We start from the raw sequence: 19,127 nt of genomic DNA on the forward strand, positions 1-19,127 counted from the left end.
ACTCTCTCTCCTTTTCTGCTAAGCTCTCGGATGAGCCTGCAGGTATACATCTTTTAATTTATGGTTGGATACATGGGTGTAAATCTGGGTGGTGGAAATATCGGCGTGTCCGAGCATTTCCTGGACCGCCCGCAGATCTGCCCCGTTTTCAAGCAGATGGGTGGCGAAGGAATGCCTCAGGGTATGCGGCGTTAATGCTTTTTCTATCCCTGCTTGGCCTGCTGTTGCTTTTAATATCTTCCAAAAACCCTGCCTTGAAAGCGGATTGCCGTGATGATTAACAAATAACAGCTCATGACGTTTGCTTTTCATCAGGGTACTGCGACCGTGATGTATGTACGTGTCAATAGCCTCGGAAGCCACTTTCCCAAGCGGAACGATCCTTTCTTTGTTTCCTTTACCGATACAGCGGATAAATCCCATCTGCAGATGCACATCAGACATTTTCAATTCACACAGTTCAGTCACCCGCAGACCGGTAGCGTACATGCACTCAAGCATCGCATGATTCCGCTTTGCAAAGGCTGTTGTGCCCTCGGCCGCTGTGAGCAGCCGCTCAACTTCCTGAGTAGACAGCACGGTCGGAAGCTTCTTTTCCCCTTTCGGGATTTCAATCAACTCTGCAGGGTCTTTTTTTACCACCTGTTCACGCAGAAGAAACTGGTGAAACGCCCGGACCGATGACAAAAAGCGCGCCAGCGTAGCTGTAGAGCGTCCGGCTTCTTTTTGGGCATACAAAAAATCCACAATGTCCGCACGCTCAGTATCCGCCCATGATTTCTTCTCCCGGAGCTGCATAAATTTTCTATAGTGTTCCAGGTCTCTTTGATACGACTGAATCGTATTTTTGGAGAGGCCTTTTTCAACTTGGCAATAATGAATAAAGTCCAGTACCTCCGTGGTCATACGACCGCCTCCTGCTTCCCAATCTTCCCTTCTAAGAATAGCATAGTCGCTTATTACTAGGAAAGGGCGAATGCGCCAGTAAATATACCGCTTTCATTATACTGTAAAATAAAAAAAGCACCGCTTTTTGTCAAAAGACGATGCCCGTGCATATGTTAATTCGTGTGCAGCGAAGGAGCCTCCGCACTTTCTTTGTCCTTTTTTGCCTTCGCCTGACAGCGGTGGCAGACACCGTGGAATGTTAAACGATGATCTTTCACTTTAAACTGATAGTCTTTTTCTACAATCTTTTCGACCTCTGCAAGCAGGTCCTCCTGGATTTCATCAACTGTTCCGCATTCAATGCAGACGAGATGGTGATGAGAGTGGCTGGCTCCTTCTTTTCGAAGGTCATACCGTGAAACTCCGTCACCAAAGTTGATTTTGTCCACAACTTCAAGTTCATTAAGTAATTCCAGTGTTCTGTACACGGTGGCAAGACCAATCTCCGGCGCTTTTTCCTTTACCAGAAGGTACACATCTTCTGCACTTAAATGATCTTCTTCATTTTCCAAAAGCACCTGTACGGTTGCTTCCCTTTGCGGGGTTAGCTTGTAGCTCTGTTCATGCAGCTGTTTTTTAATACGTTCTACCCGATTTTCCAATTATCGCTACCTCCCTTATTCCTTCAAGGGTAATAAACTTATTATAATAATTTTAAATAAGCCTGTCAATATAAAACCGATAACCATTCTCAGTTTAAAATCATTATAAATAAATTGGCATGAAATTTGCATATAAACCTTGTTTATCCCGTAATTTCAGTAATTCAGGTATTGATTATCAATGAATTCCCTATGTGACAGATAAATGACGATATTCAATCTCAATTACCGCTGACCGAGAATCGTTTTTACATACTGCACTGCGTACATGGTTTTAGCGTCATGAATTTCTTCTTTCTGGATCAATTCATCTGCTTCCTTCACGCTTACCTCCATCAGTTCAATAAATTCATCCTCTTCGGTTTCCGGTTCTCCGGCCTCCAGTTCGAACGCCTCATACAAATGAACAATTTCGTCTGCAAATCCAGGAGAGGTATAAAATGAAGCAATTTTCTGCAGGCGCCCTGCAGTGTACCCGGTTTCTTCTTTTAATTCCCGGGCTGCTGTTTCTTCAGGACTGTCAGTACCCTCGAGTTTCCCGGCCGGTATTTCAACCAGCGGCTTTTCGAGCGGCTTCCGGTACTGCTTCACCATAACTATTTTCTGCTCCGGGGTGACCGCCACCACAGCAACCGCACCGCTGTGATTAATCACTTCACGCTTGCTGCTCCGCCCGTCCGGAAGTGTTACGTCATGCACTGATAAATCGACGATTTTTCCTTCAAATATTGTTTTCTTATTCGTTGTTTTTTCTGTAAAATTCATCGTTAACGTCCTTTCTGCATCGAATGTGATTCATTCGTTTTAGTTTACCAGTCTTTAACTGTCTGTGAGAATAGTCATTTGCTTATTTTCACTCTTCCTAATTATCACCAGATTTGCTACACTATCCAAGTAATCTGATGGAGGAGTTGGAACCATGAATATTTTTGAAGCTATTTTTCTAGGAATCGTCCAGGGAATTGCAGAATTCCTGCCGATTTCAAGTACCGCCCATATCATCATTGCAGAATTTCTCCTCGGCCATTCGATCCCCGGCCTCTCATTTGAAATTTTCTTGCACCTGGGATCAATCGTAGCCGTCATTTTTTATTTCCGCAAAGACATTCTTCATCTGATTCAGGTATTTTTCCGGTATATCGCCAAAAGGAACCGGGAGGACCGCCCTGAATTTTTCCTTTGTTTGTACATAGTACTTGCAACCGTTATTACCGGTATTCTTGGCGTCTTCCTTGAAGATTCGCTTGGCAGCGCTCTGAAAACGCCGGTGATGATTGCTATATCGCTTACCCTGACCGGCATTTTTCTCATCATCATCGAGCGGGCCTACACCATTGGCAGCCGTACCGTTAATGAAATGACGACGCTCGATGCGGTCATTGTCGGCCTTGCACAGACGGTGGCTGTCATTCCCGGCATTTCAAGATCCGGAAGCACGCTGATTGCTGCGTTGTTTTCCGGTCTGGACCGGGAGACATCGGTCCGGTTTTCATTTCTGCTTTCGATCCCTGTCATTTTAGGATCAACCGTGCTCGCCCTCGGTGATATTACAGACGGCAGCCTCGCTTCTATTGGGGCAGTATCGCTTATTGCTGCATTCATTGCCTCACTGATCACTTCATGGCTCGGCATCGTATGGCTGATTAACTTCCTGAATAAAGGAAAGCTCACTTACTTTGCAATCTACTGCTTCCTGCTCGCGCTTGTGACTATTTTATTTCTCGATCCGGGAAGTACAGTAGTCGAATAATCGTTTATCACATAAAAATCCAGCCGGACTCCGGCTGGATTTTGTATTTCATTATTTTTTGACAGTGATAGTCGCTACTACGGTTTCTCCCGCTTTCAGGCGGTTTTCGCTGTTCATCTGGATATTTTCGACCTGATCGCCTTCCGTGAATACGACTGGCGTGATTTTGCTGGCAGCTTTTTCACTGATCACATCCATATCAAATTCCATCAGCAGATCGCCCTCTTCCACGCTGTCTCCTTCGGATACTTTGCATGTAAAGCCTTCTCCGTCGAGAGACACCGTTTCAAGTCCGATGTGAATTAATACATCAAGTCCTTCCTCTGAACGGATGCCAATGGCGTGCTTCGTTGGAAAGATCTGTTCCACCTTTCCTTTAACCGGTGAAAGAATAATTCCTTCCGATGGATCAACCGCAAAACCTTCTCCCATCATTTTTTCTGAAAATGTCGGATCCGGCACTTCTGTAATATCAACGAATGCCCCGCTGACCGGCGATTTTATGGTGACTTCTACAGGCTTTTGTTCTTTTCCAAATAGTTTTTTTAACATTTTATTCACTTCCTTCTTATATAGTCACAACTGCGTTCAAGCTGTGCGTATGCTTTAGTAAGTGTAACGAACTTCACGCCTGCGCACAAACTTTCCGGAACGTCTTTACCATAACATTCCAGAGAATGCCTGATGTAATACTCTTTTTTTGTACGTTTATACAACACGTTTTAAATACGCGCAAATAAGGAATAGAACTCTATTCTAATTGTATATACCTTCTTTTTATAACAATTTAAACCTGAATTCTATACATACAGTCCAACACAGGGGGTGCGCAGATGATTACAGAAAATAAACAGCCACTTTTTGAGAAGTTGTTTTATTTGTATGACCGGCGCTTGATCCAAAAGCATTTCTCAGCCGTACATATGCACAATAACAGCATCTACACCGACGATGCTGCGCTTTTTTATGTGAATCACAGCAACTGGTGGGACGGCCTTTTAATCTACTTTTTAAATAAACACTGGTTCCGTCACCCGGGCTACGTCATGATGGACGAAGAAGGGCTGCGCGAATTCCCATTTTTCCGCAGGCTCGGAGCCTACTCGGTGGACCGCAGCAGCCGCCGCGATGTTATTAATGCCCTCCGCTACACAGAGGATAAACTCGTGAACGGTCATCACGTCTGGCTATTCCCGCAAGGGGCAGAAACCCATGCCGATCAGTTTCCGATCACTCTTCAGCCCGGCATTTCCTATCTGCTTCCCCGGGTGGATGTACCGTTTGTACCGGTTACGATGCACTACACATTTTTGCACCATCAAAAGCCTGAAATCTTCATAAACATCGGCCCACCGCTCCCGAGGACCCCGGAGAACCTCGCTTCGAGAGCGGCATCTCAGGACGCGCTGGAGCGTCACCTGCAGCATCAATGGGACGAGATGCGTGAAGACATCGCTTACGAGCATATGGAGAACTACACTACCGTTTTGAGAGGTTCACAGACGATGAGCAGCTGGTGGACCTCCCTCCGGCAGAAAAAATAGAAAGGACTCCCGCCATGTTCCTATGGATTCTCATATGCATCCTCAGCGCCTGGACGGTATTTACGATCATTAACGTGTGGACCCTTCCTTCTCTCGCCTCGTTTTCGGTACCGAAGCGACCGGGCTTGATCAGCGTTCTTGTACCGCTTCGGAATGAAGAACGGAACGTGCCAGCGCTTGTGCGGAGCCTCCGCCAGGCGGACGATCTAAAAACAGAATTTATCTTTCTCGATGACCATTCGACTGACCGCACAAAAATGCTCCTGCAGGATGCTGTACGCTATTGGCCTAATGCCCGCTACATTGAGGGAACCACGCTGCCGGACGGCTGGAACGGCAAAGTACATGCGTGCCATCAGTTGTCGAGTGAAGCTGCCGGACAGTATTTGTGTTTTGTTGATGCCGATGTAAGACTGCACGCGGACGCCCTCCGCTGGGCAGAGGGGGCTCTTCAGAAGCACGATGCCGGTCTGGTTACCGGGTTTCCTCATTTCAAAACAGAAGGCTTCTGGGGCCGGCTGCTTGTGTATATGCAGCATTTTGTCGTGTATGCCCACTTGCCCGTCGCAGCCGCTAACCGCACCACCTGGAGGGCCTTTACTGCAGCACACGGGGCTTTTTTGTTTTTCAGCCGGACAGCCTACGACCAGGCCGGGGGTCATGCTGCTGTTAAACAGGCGCTCGTGGATGATATGGCACTTGCCCAAAACATAAAATCAAAACACTTAAAAACACTGCTCGTTTCTCCGGGCCCTGCGGTTACCTGTTATATGTATACGTCCAGCCGGGAAGCGTGGCTTGGCTTCAGCAAAAATATTTTTCCGGGGATCGGCCGCTCGGCGATCATTGCTTTGGCCGTCATCACTGTTCATACTCTTTTTTTTATCGTCCCGGCCTTTCTTCTGCTGGCTGCCATTGCCATGTCCGAGTGGCAGCTCGCTGTCCCATACGTGCTGACGGCTTTGCTTCGCGCTGGGATTACGATAAAAGCTTCCCATCCGTGGTGGACAGTACTCGTACAGCCTCTATCTTCGGGAGCCATGATTGCTGTGCTGCTGTATTCGATTTATCTGGACAAAACGAAAAAAGGCTATTCATGGAAAGGGCGGACCTATCAATGACAACTACTGCTGTTATCGGCGCCGGACTCGGAGGCTTAAGTGCTGCCATTGTACTCGCTAAAACCGGGGAAAACGTTACTGTATACGAAAAAAACGAACGGGCTGGAGGAAAACTCCGCCCGTTTCAGCTGGGAAATCATACATTTGATTATGGTCCTAACACCATTACGATGCCGGATATATTTCACCGCGTACTTGCTTTTGCCGGCAAGGATCCCGGGCAGCTCCTTCCGTTCAAACAGCTGCCGGAGCATACCAGTAATTACTTCCCTGACGGCAGCATGCTCAACGTCTCCTCAGATGCCGAAGAAACAAGACAGGCCATTGCCCGTCTTTCAAAATCCGACGCCAGCCGGTACGATGACTACCTTCGGGAAGTGAAACGGCTTTACATCCTCGCTACTGAAAATTTTCTGCAGCGCACCTTCGAGTCGCCGCTGGATTACCTTTCACCGGGGCTCGCCCTTGCCCTTCGCAAAGTGCGTCCGGCCACTACCATGCATGCTTTCCACCGGCGGTTTTTCGAGCATCCGGATGTGCAGCAGGCGTTCGACCGTTATGCGACCTATATCGGCTCTTCGCCGTATGATGCTCCGGCAACATTCGCGCTGATTGCCCACCTCGAGCTCGCTGACGGCGTGTACTATACTCCGGGCGGAAACGTAAAGATTGCCGACGTGTTTTATGAAACAGCCAAAGAGCTTGGCGTTACCTTTTCGTTCAATGATCCCGTATACCACGTTTCCACCCGCAATGGACGTGCTCAAACCGTGCATGCAGCCTCAGGATCTCTGGAAGTGGACAGTGTATTATTAAATGGGGATCTTCTCAGCCAGTATCCGTTACTTTTCCAGGGCTTCAGTCAAAAGAGCCGGACCGTTCCAGCTCATCCCGAGCCATCTATTTCAGCATTTGTGATCATGGCCGGACTCAACACCCGCCTTCCGCAGTTAAAGCATCACCAGGTCTACTTTTCTGCCGATTATCCAAAAGAGTTTGAGCAGCTCAAGCACGGAGTATTTCCAGATGATCCAACCATTTATATCAGCAACTCCTCCTACAGCGACCGCGGCCAGTCCCCGGACGGCGACAACCTGTTTATTCTTATTAACGCACCAGCACTTCCCGGCGGCGCCATGACAGAAGAGGAAAAACAATCGTACAGAAATCTTGTATACGACAAGCTTGAGGAGTTTGGCCTTTTTCTGCGTCCGCATATTGTGGAGGAACGAGTACTCGGTCCGTCTTATCTGGAAGAAACGTTTGGCGCTTACAGGGGCTCCATTTACGGTCTCGCATCCAACCGGCGGCAGGATGCGTTTCTCCGGCCATTCAACCGCTCCCAGGATTTGAAGAATGTTTACTTTGCCGGCGGTTCCACCCACCCTGGCGGCGGCTCGCCCATGGTGACTACCAGCGGCGTTCTTGCTGCCTCCGCCCTCCTTAAGGATAACGGTGTTTTGCTTGATTTCTGGGGGAAAAATTAAAATGAGAAGCTTTCTGCTTTTCTAATAAAAGCAGCGCATACAAACAGCCCCGCTTACGATAAAAGCGGGGCTGTTTGTAATAGAAAGAGGGGAACTATTCCTCTCTCTCCTCCACTGGAATCCATATTTCGCTTTTGAAATCAGGCTTATCAAACTGATCTCCCTCCATCCACAGCATTTCCGGGCCGGATGCTTGCTGATAACCGGAAGAAGGAAACCATTCCGAATATACTTGTCCCCACGTTGTTTGAAGATGACTTGGAAAAGGTCCCTCAGAGGTAAATACAGCCCAGGTGGAAGCAGGCACTTCCAGCACGTCCCATGTTTCAGGGCTTTTTTTATCAGTAATTACGCCAATATAATGATCCAGCCCTCCCTGTTCTTCCATGCGTGCTTCAGAGAAATTCACGGAAGCTTGAATGAGCCCCGCCGGTTCACCGTTTGACAGCGCAAGTAATTCATTTATTTTCTCCTCGTTCAAGGATTTCCACATCGCATTAATTTCAGGGTTCTCTCCCTCAAAGATGATAGGAACTCTTTTACTTATGCCGACGATTCGAAAAGCTTCTTTTTTCTCTATACGGTAGTTCATTTCGTTTCCTCCCTGGACAGATAGTTGAAAGGTCATCCCTGGATATGCTTTTAAAGAAATTCCGTGCCGTTTTACTTCTGAAGGAGTTACACCGTGCAGCTTCTGAAAGGCCCTCGTAAACGAATCGGGCGAATCGCAGCCATATTTTAACGCTGTATCGATAACACGTACCTGGCGACGCTGAAGATCAAGCGCTGCCATCGTTAAACGGCGGCGCCGGATATATTCCGATACCGGGACGCCTGCTAAAGAAGAAAACATCCGCTTAAAATGGTACTCCGAGCAGCAGGCAATACGGGCCACTTCCTGAAAATCGATTACCTCCGTTAAGTGATTCTCAATATAACGCAGGGCGTTATTCATTTCCTGTAAACTATCCATAATAATGACCTCTCTTATTTAGAGAATATCAATCCCCTGAAATACGTGCCCTGCTTTTCGTGCCTGATAAAGTCGGATGATAACTATTAGCTTTCTGATTAAGAAGCGCACCGGACTATGTATATCATAAAAAAAAGAAATAGAAGCCCCTCACGGGAAAACTTCTATTCCATTTCATTATTTGTTTTTAAAATCGCCTTTTTTATCCTGGGCGACGCCTTTAAGCTTGTCTTTCTTTCCTTCGCGCTGCATCTTTGAATTGTTTGTGGCGCTTCCCATACGGTCTTTTGCTTCCCCTTTGACCTTGTTCGCGTTTCCTTTCAGTTTGTCGCCAAAACCTTTTTTACCGCTCATCTGTGATCCCTCCATGATGTCTGTCTACATCAGCAGTTCCCTTCAGCAGGCAGCGTCAAACAGAAGACTTTCCCCATCGTGCATATTTAATTGGCAGACTGCTTCGGGGCCAGGCTGGCCATCAATGCCTGTTTTATGACATTGGTGATAACGAGTGAAACAAAGCAGGCACCTTTCTGCTGTGCCTGAAGCACGTCTTCCCGGGAGCTTGCAATCGTACCGAGGGGCATTTTCATATCTGCACTTTTTTGATACAGCCCTCTAAGCACCTCCTGCACTTCCGGGTTGTCTGCTCCGTTTCTATACCCCATATTAACGGACAAATCCGTCGGTCCTAAAAACGCCATGTCGATGCCGGGTACCTCCATAATTTCCGTAAAATTTTCGGCCGCTGCCGGGGTTTCAATTTGAACGCTCACTAAAATTTGTTCATCGGACGCATTCATAAACGCTTCTCCGCCGTGGAAACCGTATCCTGCGGCCCTCATCGAAAACGCGGTTCCCCGTGTTCCATACGGTGGATATTTTGCTGCCCGTACCACCTTTACTGCTTCTTCCCGGGAATTTACCATCGGCACCTGGATACCCAGAGCCCCGCGGTCCAATGCCTTTTGAATGCTCGAGGGATCATAGCTCACGCGTATGATAGGCACCATTCCGACTAGCCGGGCGGCTCTGATCATTTCCTCCATCTCTGCCCCGCTGTAGGCGCCGTGCTCATCGTCCATGATAATAAACTCATAGCCTGCGTATCCGAGCATCTCTACGATTGCCGGCGAATAGAGGCTTGTGATAGCCCCCTGGGTCAGCTCGTTTTTTTTAATCTTATCTTTAACCTCGTTTTTCAGCATTTTCATCTTCCTTTGTTAGTTTTCCTGAAGCCAATAGGATAAAACTGCTGTTACTGCTTCGGGCTGGTCCAGAGGACTTAAATGGCCGCACTGGTCAATCAAAACCAATTTTGCACCCGGTATTTTCTTCGCGAGATCTTCCTGCATGGAAGGCCCGCACAGCGCATCCTGCCTGCCTGCCAAAACCAGCGCCGGACACTTTACAGCAGAAAGCACGTCTACCGCCCCCGGGCGCGTTTTATTGGCTTCAAGCTGCCTGTAGTAGCCCTCTTCCCCGACATCCTGACTCATTTGCCGAATTACTTCTTTAACGCTCTCACCAGCATGTTCCTGAAATACAGCACCAGGCAGGAACTGCTCCGAAACCATTTGTTCGAAGCCGCCTGCCTGCAGCTGCTTCTGCTGATTATCCCAAAGCTCTATCTGTTCTTTAGTCGGGGGATAGGGATTGGTATCGAGCAGTGCCAGCTTGTTCACCCGGTCCGGAGCCTCTTTCATTATTTCCATAGCCACAATGCCGCCAAGCGACAGCCCGGCAAGCGAAAAGGATCCGGAAACACTGCCCAGTATTCGCTCCGCCATCTCCTTCACGGAGGCGTCCCGGGTCATGTCTGGAATGATGATCTCTCTATCAGCAGAAAAAGCACGGTGTTGATGCTCCCATAACGCTGACGTACACAACGTACCGGGAATTAATACAAGAGGTTCCATGCTGCTCCCCCTCCTTTTGGAGTACTTATTTTTCCAGCCGCACCTCTGCCGACAAACGGTGCCCTTCCAATCCTTCAATTTCGGATTGTGCTGTAGCATGAGCGGCCAGATGCTGGGTGCCTCTGCCTGTAATTTCCTGATGGGTGGCGATTTTCACAAAATTCCCTACCCATAGTCCTCCGGTGTAACGGGCGCCCCGCTGCGTTGGCAGGGTATGATTGGTTCCTGAAACCTTGTCTGAGAAGACCACGGAGCTTTCTTCCCCTAAAAATATGGAGCCGTAATTGCTCAATCTGTCCTTAATCTCCTCATACGATCGCAGGTGCACGTGCAGATGTTCGATAGCGTAGTCATCACACACGTCGATGCCCTGGCTGGTGCTGTCTACAACAACAACCTCTCCCGCTTTTTCCCATGCCGCGTGAGCCGGTGAATCTTCAGAAAACTGCTTCAAATATTTTTCCACCTCAATGATTGTCTGGGCGGCCTGTTCTTCCGAGGTGGAAACAAGAATGGCTCTGGCATTTGGATCGTGTTCTGCCTGGGCTAATAGGTCTGCTGCGCACCATTCGGGCTTTGCATGCTCATCGGCAAACACGAGCACTTCACTCGGCCCGGCAATCAGGTCGATGCCCACTTTGCCGAACACCTGTCTTTTCGCTTCTGCTACAAACCGGTTGCCCGGCCCGGCAATGACATCGACCTCCGGCACCGTTTCTGTTCCTGTCGCCATTGCTGCCACAGCCTGCGCTCCGCCTATGGCGAAAATATCCGTTACCCCCGAGCAATGGAGCCCGTACAATACCGCCGGATGAATGCTGCCCTTATAATTAGCCGGACTGCACGCAATAATTTGTTTTGCACCTGCCACTTTGGCAGGCACCGTTACCATCGGTCCGGAGGAAAGCAGCGGAAACCGGCCGCCAGGCACATATGCTCCCACCTTTTCCACCGGTATTACCCGGTGCCCCATCCGGATGCCTTCCCCAAAGTCTTTATCCAGGGGCTGCAGGCATTCGAGCTGAGCTTCAGCAAACGCCGTCACCCTATCCACTACTCTTTCGATCAACCGCTTCGTTTCGTCTGAAAGAGAAGCAATGCTTTCGGTCATTTCTTCTTCGGAAATACGGATGGGCCGTACGGAATCGCTGAATTTTTCCTCATAGCGTTTAACCGCTTCGTCACCCTCCTGCTTCACGTCTTTAATAATTTGTTTTACAATCTGCTCTGTTTCTTCCGTCACTTCAGAAGAAATGGCATCAGCTTTCTTTAAATACTGCATAAAACGCCTCCCAGGTTCTATAAATTATTTCACTGCTCCTGCACTCATTCCTTTAACGAACTGCTTTCGGACGATAAGCATAAATATAATTGTTGGCAGCACATAGATAATGCCTGCAGCGGCCATTTCATTCCAGATGACACCGTTCTGACCGACAAAGTAGGACAGAGCCACCGGTAATGTTACGGCTTCCTCATTCGTTAAAATAAGGGCAAACATATACTCGTTCCACGTGATGACAAAGCAGAAAACAGCGGCAGTGATAATACCCGGCCGGGCCATCGGCAGTAGAATATGCCATATGACACGAAGCCTGCCGGCCCCGTCAATCATTCCTGCTTCCTCCATATCCTGCGGTATGCTGTCGATGAAGCCTTTAATCAGCCAGATCGCATACGGAATCGTGTGGCCAAGATTTACAATAATCAGCGCCAGTGTAGTATCGAGGGTCCCCCAGTTCCGGAACATAATGAAAAATGGAATCACGTTGACGATTAAAGGGATAAACTGCGTTGCCAGAATCGCAAACATGAATACCTGTTTCCCCTTCATGTCAAAGCGGGAGATGCTGTAGGCTGCCAGTACACTGACCGGCATAGTGATCAGCAGCGTGAAAAACACGACTATGGTACTGTTGGAGTAAAACCTCCCAAAATTATACTCTGCGCTGAATATTCTGCTGAAGTTCTCCAGGGTCGGCTGGAAAAACACGCTTAACGAATACACTTCCGATACCGGTTTGAAGGCAGTTAAGGTGATCCAAAAAATAGGCAGAAACAAAAACGTTACGACGAGCAATACGCCAATGGTTTCCACTACACCCAGCGTTATTTTTCGTTTGTGCAGTGCTTTGGCTTTCTTCTCTTCCGTAGCAGGTGCCGCTGTAGTATTCATTAGTTCCACTCGCCTCCTTTCACGAGTTTCCTCATGTAAATAAGAACGAAGCCGATCGTTATAATGGCGAGAATGTAGCCAAGAGCCGCTCCGTAACCCATGTCATAATACCTGAAGGACGTATTATAGATGAGGAAGTTCAAAACTTCGGTGGAATTCCCCGGTCCCCCGCTGGTTAGTGTGACAATGGGGTCAAACTGTTTCAGGGCAAACATCGTCATCAGAATAGAGGCGATCAAAATGATCGGCTGCAGCATGGGCAGGGTGATACGGAAAAGCGTCTGAAAAGCGGAAGCTCCGTCGATTTTTGCTGCTTCAAATACTTCTCCTGGCATGCCCATTAATCCGCTGATAAACATGAGACTCATAAACGGCAGCCATATCCAGACAGCCACCGAAATTAGTGCCGCCATTGCCGTAGAAGGGTTGCCGAGCCAGACGACATCTGACAGCGGAGGAACCAAAAATCCGACAATCCGGTCAAACAGCCCGTAATCCGGGTTCAGCATAAAACGCCAGGAGTACCCTACCAGCGCCGGACTTAAAGCAAAAGGAATGATCAGTACAGCCCGCAAAAACGACAGATGCTTTTTTTCTTTACTCAGCAGCATACCTACAGCTATTGCGGCTGCAATGGTGATAAAAACAGTGCTTATGGTGAATATTAGCGTCACTATGACGCTGTTCCAGAAATTTCCGTCCGACATTGCCTGAAGATAATTATCAAACCCTACAAAGGGGCCGGTTTCAAGCGTTTCAGTTAAATCCCATTCATGGAGACTGATCCAGAGTGAACGGACCAGCGGGAACACGGTAATCGTTCCAACGATTAAAAGTGCAGGGGCGAGCAGTATATATTTAAAATACTTATTGGTCATGCCTTTATCCTCCTCTTTGAGGCCGATGCCGATAAAACATTGTTAGGGAGCCCCCTTCACCGTAAGGGGGCTGAATGGTTTTATTCGTAATATCCTTCTTCTTCCAACAATTGTTCTACTTCCGCAGCCGCTTCATTCGTCGTTTGCTCTACCGGGGCTCCGGCTGCCATGTCTGAGATGGCACTGCTGATAATATTTGAGACTTCAGGCCACTCCGGAATTTTTGGAAGTGTCTGGGCGTTTCCAAACGCTTCTCCGCCTACTTTGAACAGATCGTCGCCCGCTTCATTTAATTCTTCGTCATTAAAATTCTCCGTCTGGGAAATGTCGGTGGAGAATTGATCAGACGGCGATTCTCCATTCAATGCATCCAGGACGATCTCTTTTTCGTTTTCCGGCTCGCTTACCCATTTCATGAATTCCCAGGCGGCTTCTTTATTCTCTGAATCCTTCATCATGCCCAGTGGGAAAGTAGAAATATTTGCGGTGCTGCCTTTTCCTTCCCAGCCGGGTACAGTAGTAAAGCCGACATTACCCTGAACTTCCTCGTCTGCTGAATCACTCAGGTTAAAGTCGGAATATACCCACCACCAGCCGACCCACATGGCAGAATTCCCCTGTTTAAAGTCAGTTCGTGCATCCTGCTCCCCAAAGGAAACAGAACCCGGGGAGGCAATTTCATCTTCCACTAACAGGTCAACGTACCTCTGGGTCGCTTCGATACCTTCCTCAGAGTTAAACACCGGCTTCATATCCTCGTCGAAAATATCGGCTCCGTTGCTCCACAAGTAAGAGGTCCACATGTACATGTTCTGCCCGTTGTTTCCGCCCTGATAATAAGGGGAAATTGCTGACATTTCTGTATTTTCTGTAATTTCTTTGCCTGCTTCCTCTAATTCCGTCCATGTCTCCGGTGGATCGATGCCTAAATCCTCAAAAACATCCTTACGGTAAAACATCAATTGCGCGTTTGCCCGAACCGGCAGACTGTGTACCTCATCGTCAAATGTGGATAAATTTAACGATGATTCCGGAAAGCGGTCAAAATTATAGTCGTCCTCGGCAGCGTACTCATCTAACGGCTCCAGAAACTGCTGCACAGACGGTCCCATCGTATCCAGATACGTGACCAGGTCAAAGGTGCCCTCTCCCGAAATACCTTCAGTAGTAATGCGGTCAAGCAGGTTATTGTAAGGCACCCCGATGAATTCTACTTCGATGCCCGTTTCTTCCGTGAATTCTTCACTTCTCGCTTCCCATGCATTAAACTGGCCGATATCTCCTTCGGTAACTGCTACAGTGACTGTCTCCCCTTCTAAATCTTCATCCCCCGAGGAATTACCGCAGCCGCTAAGCGCCAGTGACGAAACCAATGTTCCGGACAGTAGTAACAGTGATGGCTTTTTATACATTTTTATGCCCCCTATTTTTTATGCCTGCAAGCTGCAAACCAATTTCACTGCTGATTCTGCAGCATTATTTGCCGGCAGTTGCACATTGCTTGTTTCTCTGCTCATAAAACGGTGTTAAAAACAAACGTTCATATTCTTCAGCAAGCTGCAGCACGGTTTTCTCCTGATGCCAGCCTCCAACTAATTGAATCCCCACTGGCAGCTGACCGCCCGAAAGGCCGCCGGGCATGGACAGAGCCGGATGCCCTGTAATGTCGAACGGGCACGTGTATCTGATCATTGCTTCGTTTATATGCTCCCCGTCCAAAACCTGGTTTTCTCCCAGGCGCGGCGGGGTAACAGGAAGAGTAGGAGTTACTAAAATATCCATCTGTGTAAATAGTTTGGAAAGTTTGAGTGTCATTTCTTCCTTCTGTTTAAGAGCTTCCAAATATTCTAACGCCGAAGCTTTTTCTCCCCGTGCAAACGTGGGGCCGATATCTTCTGCGTAATCATCAAGAGATGCTTTTCCCTGATGTACAAGTGTAACCTCCGGTGCGGCAATTTTCCGGGCCAGCTCAATGGAGCTGTTGAAGAAAGCCGTGTCCACTTCTATTAGCTCGGCTCCCATTGAACGACAGTTTCCCAAAAACTGGTCGTACACCTTCTGCACCTCCGCACTAAGGTTTTCATTAAAGTACTGCTTGGGGACGCCCAGCTTGAGTGGTCTTTCCCCTGTCTGTGGATTGCCAGGAGTAGTTTTTTGCATGCCATAAAGCAATAAAGAAATATCTGATACATAATTAGCCATTGGTCCTGCATGATCCATCGAAGTGGATAACGAAAAAATGCCTTCGGTGCTGATGAGCCCATACGTCGCCTTTAACCCGGTGATTCCTGTACATGAGGACGGTATTCTGATGGACCCTGCGGTGTCCGTACCAACGGAACTGCAGCAAAAGCCGGCAGCTACAGCCGCCGCCGAGCCGCCGCTGGACCCGCCTACCATATAGTCCTGATGCCACGGATTGAGAACGTCCCCGTAAAAGGGATTTTTTGATGTAATCCCAAACGCATACTCATGTAAATTGTTCTTCCCCAAATTAATGGCCCCGCGGCTTTTTAGATTCGTTACCACTGCAGCGTCTTCACTGGGAACGTAATTCCTATCAATCCAGGATCCGTTGGTCGTTTTTGTTCCTTTTGTATTAATAATGTCTTTGTAGGAAACAGGAATTCCCGCCAGCTTGCTTTCGAAATGGCCCTTATTAAATTCTTCAGTTATGTTTTTTGCTTCAAGTACTGCTTCTTCTTCTGTTATGGAAATAAAGGAATGAAGTTCGCTGTCCCGGGCTTTTATTTTTCGCAGGCAGTCCGTAACTATTTCCGCAGGAGAAAACCATTTATGCTGATATCCTTCGTGCAGCTTGCGGATGGAATTCATGATACCTCCCTCCAATGATTGTTATGAAACACCGGTAAAGTTACCGTCCTCAGAGGAAAACTGGTTGTCGCCGCCCTCGTTATCTTCGTCCATTTGAGCATAGATCTGGCGCAGCACTTCCATGCCGTCAAACAGCATCCATTCCTCCTGAATCTTTTTGTTGCGGACTTTGAAATGATTCATCCCGTTGATTTCCACCGCTTTTCCGCTTGGTGAACCGAAATAGCCAATACCGCCATGTACACCTTGAATTCTCCAGCGCACAGCTACATCCCAATCGTCATCCGAGCCTTTTTTGTTGCACGTCACACGATCAAGCAGCACCTTGGCATTCGGTACAGAGGCAAACAGGTTAATGAACATGCCCTGGATTTCACTATGTCCGACCATGTCTTTATTGCATACGTAATGAATCACGGCATTGCTTTCGTAAAAATTCTTTACATAATTAAACGACCGGCGCTCCCACACTTTGTTGAACATTTCGAGTATAAAATCACCAATTTCAAATTCTTCGTGCTGCGGGATATACTCTTTTGGCGGAAGCCCTTCCTCTGCCGACTGGGACAGGCTGAACTGCAGGTTAGGAGCCAGCTGCTTTGTCTGCTTCGCGGTACGCTTAGCTATTTCCAACGGATCATAGCCGAGCTGCTGCACGAGGTGGTGCGTATCCATCACGAGCCATTCTTCATATATTTTGTTTTCATGAATCAGGCAGTCGGCGGTTGTCCGGAAAACGACTCTTTTCCCTGTTGCAGGACCATAAAGGGTGTCACCAATATTAGTCGCTACAGACCTGCCGCGGTGGGAAGTGAAAAAGCCTTCTTCATCATTGCCGGACCATACAATGCTCCACCCGAGGCCTGTACGGTCTGGAAAAGCCTGCAGGGTTTGCAGCGTCCCCGAGATTACTTCGTTAACACCGTGGCTGTTAATGAGTCCGCGGTGGATCTGCACGCCATGACTGTACGTATCATAAATAAGTCCGATGTCCTTTTCCTTCCAGATCTGACGGGTAATCCGTACAATATAATCCACGATATTGTGGTAATTGCCGTAGCCCTTCATCGATTGCTTTTTGATTTCATGCTCCGGGATACGCAGATAATCCTCATCATCCCGGGCATCCATCGCGTTTACTTCACTGCCGTCAGCGTAATGTACTAGATGCTTATGAACGGTGTCCTTTCCGCCTTTTGTTTCTGCCTTCGGGCTTTTTGTCACTTCCTGGGCCGGTTCTCCTTTTCCGGCTGTCAGTGCCTCTTCCTGTTTCTTACCTGTTTTGGCTGCATTCTTGTTTTCCATAAAATACCCTCCTGAGCATTGGTTGTGTCCCACTTGCCTATAGACTCTCGTCTACGTAATTCTTCTATTATATATTTTTTCACTCTCCCATTTTCAATTTTTCTGCCATTTCTTTTTCTCTTTCCTTAAAATCCTCCGGCGGCACCATTTTGCCTTTTTCGTCCGCATTGAACCCGTATTGGGCTGCTTGTTTCATCACGTCAGGCGCCCAGTAAGGATCCTTTCCTTCAAACACTTCATGCTGCTCGAGCACCGCAAACAGCCACGCGTCCTCATCGCTCACATTTTCCAGACCGCGGTACAGCCCTTTCGGCAGTGTGATCAAATCCCATGCTTCCAAAATAGCTTCACCTTCAATCTCGTCCGGACCTTCTCCCCAATAAAAGCGCCATTTTCCACTCAGCGGCATGAACGATTCAATATAATCATGCGTATGAAAAGCCGGGCCGTTTCCGGGCGGAGCCTTGACCATTCCAATCTGGAAGCCATGCGGCTCAGTAATAATCGGGTTGTATTCAGGATTTTCGCTTGCTGTGTCCCCGATCACTGCGTAATTAATCCGGTTGTGCCCCGGGATGATGCTGTCGATAAACATCAGCGGGATGCCCTGCGATTTCATGTCCTTAAATCGTACAATCCGTTCCTTCATTTGTTCATTAATGCTTTTTGTCGAGTTTTCATTCATGTACTAGTCCTCCTAAGACGATTGTTTTGTTGTGTATTATCAGAAGCTCTCACCAGACGGTCCAGCCGCCATCGACGACGATCGTCTGGCCGGTAACCATATCGGAGGAAGCCGAGCTGAGAAATGCCACTGCTCCGAATAAGTCTTCAGGCCGGGCCAGTCTGCCAAGCGGAATTCTTGCAAGCACTTCCTCTTTAAATTCTGTATCCTCAAACATTTTTTCTGTCATTGGTGTTTCAATAAAGGTCGGAGCTACAGCATTAACATTGATGCCGTAAGAAGACCACTCAATTGCCAGTGATTTGGTCAACTGCGTAATTCCTCCCTTGCTTGAGCTGTAGGCTGTGCGGTTGTAATACCCTACAAAAGCCATCTGGGAGGACATATTAATAATCTTTCCGCGCCTCGCTTCACGCATCCATTTTCCAGCAGCCTGACAGGCAAAAAAGACGCTTTTTAAATTAATGTCGTGGATTCGGTCCCATTGCTCCTCCGTTACCTCTTCTGCCGGCGCCGGGATATTCGTGCCGGCATTGTTCAGGAGCACATCGATCCGGCCAAACCATTTGTAAATACTTTCGAATAATTCGTCCAGGTGTTCGGTGTCGGTTAAATCAAACGGAAATGACTCAGCCGTCCAGCCTTTCTCCTGAATGATACGGGCTGTTTCCTGTAAAGCCTGTTCATCCCGGGCTACCAGAGCCACGCCGGCGCCGGCCTCGGCCAGCATAACCGCTATTTCCCTGCCTATGCCTTTATTAGCACCAGTAACGACGACCGTTTTCCCTTCTAAAGAGAATAGATTAGAGCTGATGGCTTTTCCTCCTTTTTTGTATACGTATTCAAAAACGGTTAAAAATTTTATGAATACGTATACAATAACAGGCAGCATTTTATTTGTAAACGC

Annotated in this window: 20 protein-coding genes; 4 read left to right on the forward strand and 16 right to left on the reverse strand. The window is 48.0% G+C overall.

Annotated features, from left to right (window positions below):
* Window positions 1-18 precede the first annotated feature (18 nt).
* The 3 genes from xerD to ACTRXF_RS10140 form a co-directional block, all read right to left on the reverse strand.
* On the reverse strand, window positions 19-906 hold the full coding sequence (gene xerD, locus ACTRXF_RS10130) for a site-specific tyrosine recombinase XerD (protein WP_474262185.1): 888 nt from the start codon (window positions 904-906) through the stop codon (window positions 19-21).
* Between the two features lie 155 nt (window positions 907-1,061).
* Window positions 1,062-1,550: a ferric iron uptake transcriptional regulator gene (fur, locus tag ACTRXF_RS10135; protein ID WP_474262186.1), complete on the reverse strand. Its 489-nt coding sequence runs from the start codon at window positions 1,548-1,550 to the stop codon at window positions 1,062-1,064.
* Between the two features lie 225 nt (window positions 1,551-1,775).
* Window positions 1,776-2,315, reverse strand: coding sequence for an NUDIX hydrolase (locus ACTRXF_RS10140; protein WP_474262188.1), 540 nt, complete (start codon window positions 2,313-2,315; stop codon window positions 1,776-1,778).
* A gap of 154 nt (window positions 2,316-2,469) precedes the next feature.
* Here ACTRXF_RS10140 and uppP point away from each other — a divergent pair, with 154 nt between their 5' ends.
* Window positions 2,470-3,300: an undecaprenyl-diphosphatase UppP gene (uppP, locus tag ACTRXF_RS10145; protein ID WP_474262189.1), complete on the forward strand. Its 831-nt coding sequence runs from the start codon at window positions 2,470-2,472 to the stop codon at window positions 3,298-3,300.
* A 51-nt stretch (window positions 3,301-3,351) separates the two neighbouring features.
* Here uppP and ACTRXF_RS10150 read toward each other — a convergent pair whose 3' ends face one another.
* Window positions 3,352-3,852: a PTS sugar transporter subunit IIA gene (locus tag ACTRXF_RS10150; RefSeq protein WP_474262190.1), complete on the reverse strand. Its 501-nt coding sequence runs from the start codon at window positions 3,850-3,852 to the stop codon at window positions 3,352-3,354.
* 281 nt (window positions 3,853-4,133) lie between these two features.
* On the opposite strand from ACTRXF_RS10150, the gene ACTRXF_RS10155 reads away from it, so the two are divergent.
* The 3 genes from ACTRXF_RS10155 to ACTRXF_RS10165 are packed head-to-tail and all read left to right on the forward strand — an operon-like array spanning window position 4,134 to window position 7,452.
* A complete protein-coding gene (locus ACTRXF_RS10155) occupies window positions 4,134-4,844 on the forward strand; it encodes a lysophospholipid acyltransferase family protein (RefSeq protein WP_474262191.1) in 711 nt (236 codons plus the stop codon).
* A gap of 14 nt (window positions 4,845-4,858) precedes the next feature.
* The gene (locus tag ACTRXF_RS10160; RefSeq protein WP_474262192.1) at window positions 4,859-5,965 is read left to right on the forward strand and encodes a glycosyltransferase family 2 protein; all 1,107 of its coding nucleotides are present in this window, start codon (window positions 4,859-4,861) and stop codon (window positions 5,963-5,965) included.
* Window positions 5,962-7,452: a phytoene desaturase family protein gene (locus ACTRXF_RS10165; protein WP_474262193.1), complete on the forward strand. Its 1,491-nt coding sequence runs from the start codon at window positions 5,962-5,964 to the stop codon at window positions 7,450-7,452. The genes ACTRXF_RS10160 and ACTRXF_RS10165 overlap by 4 nt, the downstream gene beginning before the upstream one ends.
* Window positions 7,453-7,546: 94 nt before the next feature.
* Here the strand turns inward: ACTRXF_RS10165 and ACTRXF_RS10170 are convergent, their stop codons facing one another.
* The 12 genes from ACTRXF_RS10170 to ACTRXF_RS10225 all read right to left on the reverse strand — a co-directional run bounded on the left by ACTRXF_RS10170 (window position 7,547) and on the right by ACTRXF_RS10225 (window position 19,112).
* Entirely contained in the window at window positions 7,547-8,425 is an 879-nt protein-coding gene (locus ACTRXF_RS10170) for an AraC family transcriptional regulator (protein ID WP_474262194.1), read from the reverse strand.
* A gap of 177 nt (window positions 8,426-8,602) precedes the next feature.
* Complete coding sequence (locus tag ACTRXF_RS10175; RefSeq protein WP_079476655.1) at window positions 8,603-8,779, reverse strand: CsbD family protein; 177 nt, start codon at window positions 8,777-8,779, stop codon at window positions 8,603-8,605.
* A gap of 86 nt (window positions 8,780-8,865) precedes the next feature.
* A complete protein-coding gene (locus ACTRXF_RS10180) occupies window positions 8,866-9,630 on the reverse strand; it encodes an HpcH/HpaI aldolase family protein (protein WP_474262195.1) in 765 nt (254 codons plus the stop codon).
* A gap of 15 nt (window positions 9,631-9,645) precedes the next feature.
* Entirely contained in the window at window positions 9,646-10,341 is a 696-nt protein-coding gene (locus ACTRXF_RS10185; protein ID WP_474262196.1) for an alpha/beta fold hydrolase, read from the reverse strand.
* A 25-nt stretch (window positions 10,342-10,366) separates the two neighbouring features.
* The gene (gene hisD / locus ACTRXF_RS10190; protein ID WP_474279028.1) at window positions 10,367-11,623 is read right to left on the reverse strand and encodes a histidinol dehydrogenase; all 1,257 of its coding nucleotides are present in this window, start codon (window positions 11,621-11,623) and stop codon (window positions 10,367-10,369) included.
* A gap of 24 nt (window positions 11,624-11,647) precedes the next feature.
* A complete protein-coding gene (locus tag ACTRXF_RS10195) occupies window positions 11,648-12,517 on the reverse strand; it encodes a carbohydrate ABC transporter permease (protein ID WP_474279031.1) in 870 nt (289 codons plus the stop codon).
* A complete protein-coding gene (locus tag ACTRXF_RS10200) occupies window positions 12,517-13,395 on the reverse strand; it encodes a carbohydrate ABC transporter permease (protein WP_474279033.1) in 879 nt (292 codons plus the stop codon). Before ACTRXF_RS10200 ends, ACTRXF_RS10195 begins: the two co-directional genes overlap by 1 nt.
* A gap of 80 nt (window positions 13,396-13,475) precedes the next feature.
* The gene (locus tag ACTRXF_RS10205; RefSeq protein ID WP_474262200.1) at window positions 13,476-14,807 is read right to left on the reverse strand and encodes an ABC transporter substrate-binding protein; all 1,332 of its coding nucleotides are present in this window, start codon (window positions 14,805-14,807) and stop codon (window positions 13,476-13,478) included.
* Window positions 14,808-14,871: 64 nt separating this feature from the next.
* Window positions 14,872-16,230 (reverse strand): amidase, encoded by a 1,359-nt coding sequence (locus tag ACTRXF_RS10210; RefSeq protein WP_474262201.1) that lies wholly within the window; start codon window positions 16,228-16,230, stop codon window positions 14,872-14,874.
* Window positions 16,231-16,251: 21 nt separating this feature from the next.
* A complete protein-coding gene (locus ACTRXF_RS10215) occupies window positions 16,252-17,535 on the reverse strand; it encodes an ester cyclase (RefSeq protein ID WP_474262202.1) in 1,284 nt (427 codons plus the stop codon).
* A gap of 79 nt (window positions 17,536-17,614) precedes the next feature.
* Window positions 17,615-18,220, reverse strand: a complete 606-nt coding sequence (locus ACTRXF_RS10220; protein ID WP_474262203.1) for a cupin domain-containing protein — start codon at window positions 18,218-18,220, stop codon at window positions 17,615-17,617.
* 49 nt (window positions 18,221-18,269) lie between these two features.
* On the reverse strand, window positions 18,270-19,112 hold the full coding sequence (locus ACTRXF_RS10225; RefSeq protein WP_474262204.1) for an SDR family NAD(P)-dependent oxidoreductase: 843 nt from the start codon (window positions 19,110-19,112) through the stop codon (window positions 18,270-18,272).
* Between the last annotated feature and the right edge of the window lie 15 nt (window positions 19,113-19,127).

Source organism: Marinococcus sp. LNHM3E3-2.2 (assembly GCF_056034385.1).

What these genes read in the sequence shown, in the direction of transcription:
- ACTRXF_RS10175 (WP_079476655.1), bottom strand. Translation starts at nt 8,779, where the DNA reads ATGAGCGGTAAAAAAGGTTTTGGCGACAAACTGAAAGGAAACGCGAAC.
- ACTRXF_RS10150 (WP_474262190.1), bottom strand. Translation starts at nt 3,852, where the DNA reads ATGTTAAAAAAACTATTTGGAAAAGAACAAAAGCCTGTAGAAGTCACC.
- ACTRXF_RS10180 (WP_474262195.1), bottom strand. Translation starts at nt 9,630, where the DNA reads ATGCTGAAAAACGAGGTTAAAGATAAGATTAAAAAAAACGAGCTGACC.
- ACTRXF_RS10220 (WP_474262203.1), bottom strand. Translation starts at nt 18,220, where the DNA reads ATGAATGAAAACTCGACAAAAAGCATTAATGAACAAATGAAGGAACGG.
- ACTRXF_RS10210 (WP_474262201.1), bottom strand. Translation starts at nt 16,230, where the DNA reads ATGAATTCCATCCGCAAGCTGCACGAAGGATATCAGCATAAATGGTTT.
- ACTRXF_RS10155 (WP_474262191.1), top strand. Translation starts at nt 4,134, where the DNA reads ATGATTACAGAAAATAAACAGCCACTTTTTGAGAAGTTGTTTTATTTG.
- ACTRXF_RS10165 (WP_474262193.1), top strand. Translation starts at nt 5,962, where the DNA reads ATGACAACTACTGCTGTTATCGGCGCCGGACTCGGAGGCTTAAGTGCT.
- ACTRXF_RS10140 (WP_474262188.1), bottom strand. Translation starts at nt 2,315, where the DNA reads ATGAATTTTACAGAAAAAACAACGAATAAGAAAACAATATTTGAAGGA.
- ACTRXF_RS10195 (WP_474279031.1), bottom strand. Translation starts at nt 12,517, where the DNA reads ATGAATACTACAGCGGCACCTGCTACGGAAGAGAAGAAAGCCAAAGCA.
- ACTRXF_RS10185 (WP_474262196.1), bottom strand. Translation starts at nt 10,341, where the DNA reads ATGGAACCTCTTGTATTAATTCCCGGTACGTTGTGTACGTCAGCGTTA.
- ACTRXF_RS10215 (WP_474262202.1), bottom strand. Translation starts at nt 17,535, where the DNA reads ATGGAAAACAAGAATGCAGCCAAAACAGGTAAGAAACAGGAAGAGGCA.
- ACTRXF_RS10160 (WP_474262192.1), top strand. Translation starts at nt 4,859, where the DNA reads ATGTTCCTATGGATTCTCATATGCATCCTCAGCGCCTGGACGGTATTT.
- hisD (WP_474279028.1), bottom strand. Translation starts at nt 11,623, where the DNA reads ATGCAGTATTTAAAGAAAGCTGATGCCATTTCTTCTGAAGTGACGGAA.
- xerD (WP_474262185.1), bottom strand. Translation starts at nt 906, where the DNA reads ATGACCACGGAGGTACTGGACTTTATTCATTATTGCCAAGTTGAAAAA.
- ACTRXF_RS10225 (WP_474262204.1), bottom strand. Translation starts at nt 19,112, where the DNA reads ATGCTGCCTGTTATTGTATACGTATTCATAAAATTTTTAACCGTTTTT.
- uppP (WP_474262189.1), top strand. Translation starts at nt 2,470, where the DNA reads ATGAATATTTTTGAAGCTATTTTTCTAGGAATCGTCCAGGGAATTGCA.
- ACTRXF_RS10170 (WP_474262194.1), bottom strand. Translation starts at nt 8,425, where the DNA reads ATGGATAGTTTACAGGAAATGAATAACGCCCTGCGTTATATTGAGAAT.
- ACTRXF_RS10200 (WP_474279033.1), bottom strand. Translation starts at nt 13,395, where the DNA reads ATGACCAATAAGTATTTTAAATATATACTGCTCGCCCCTGCACTTTTA.
- ACTRXF_RS10205 (WP_474262200.1), bottom strand. Translation starts at nt 14,807, where the DNA reads ATGTATAAAAAGCCATCACTGTTACTACTGTCCGGAACATTGGTTTCG.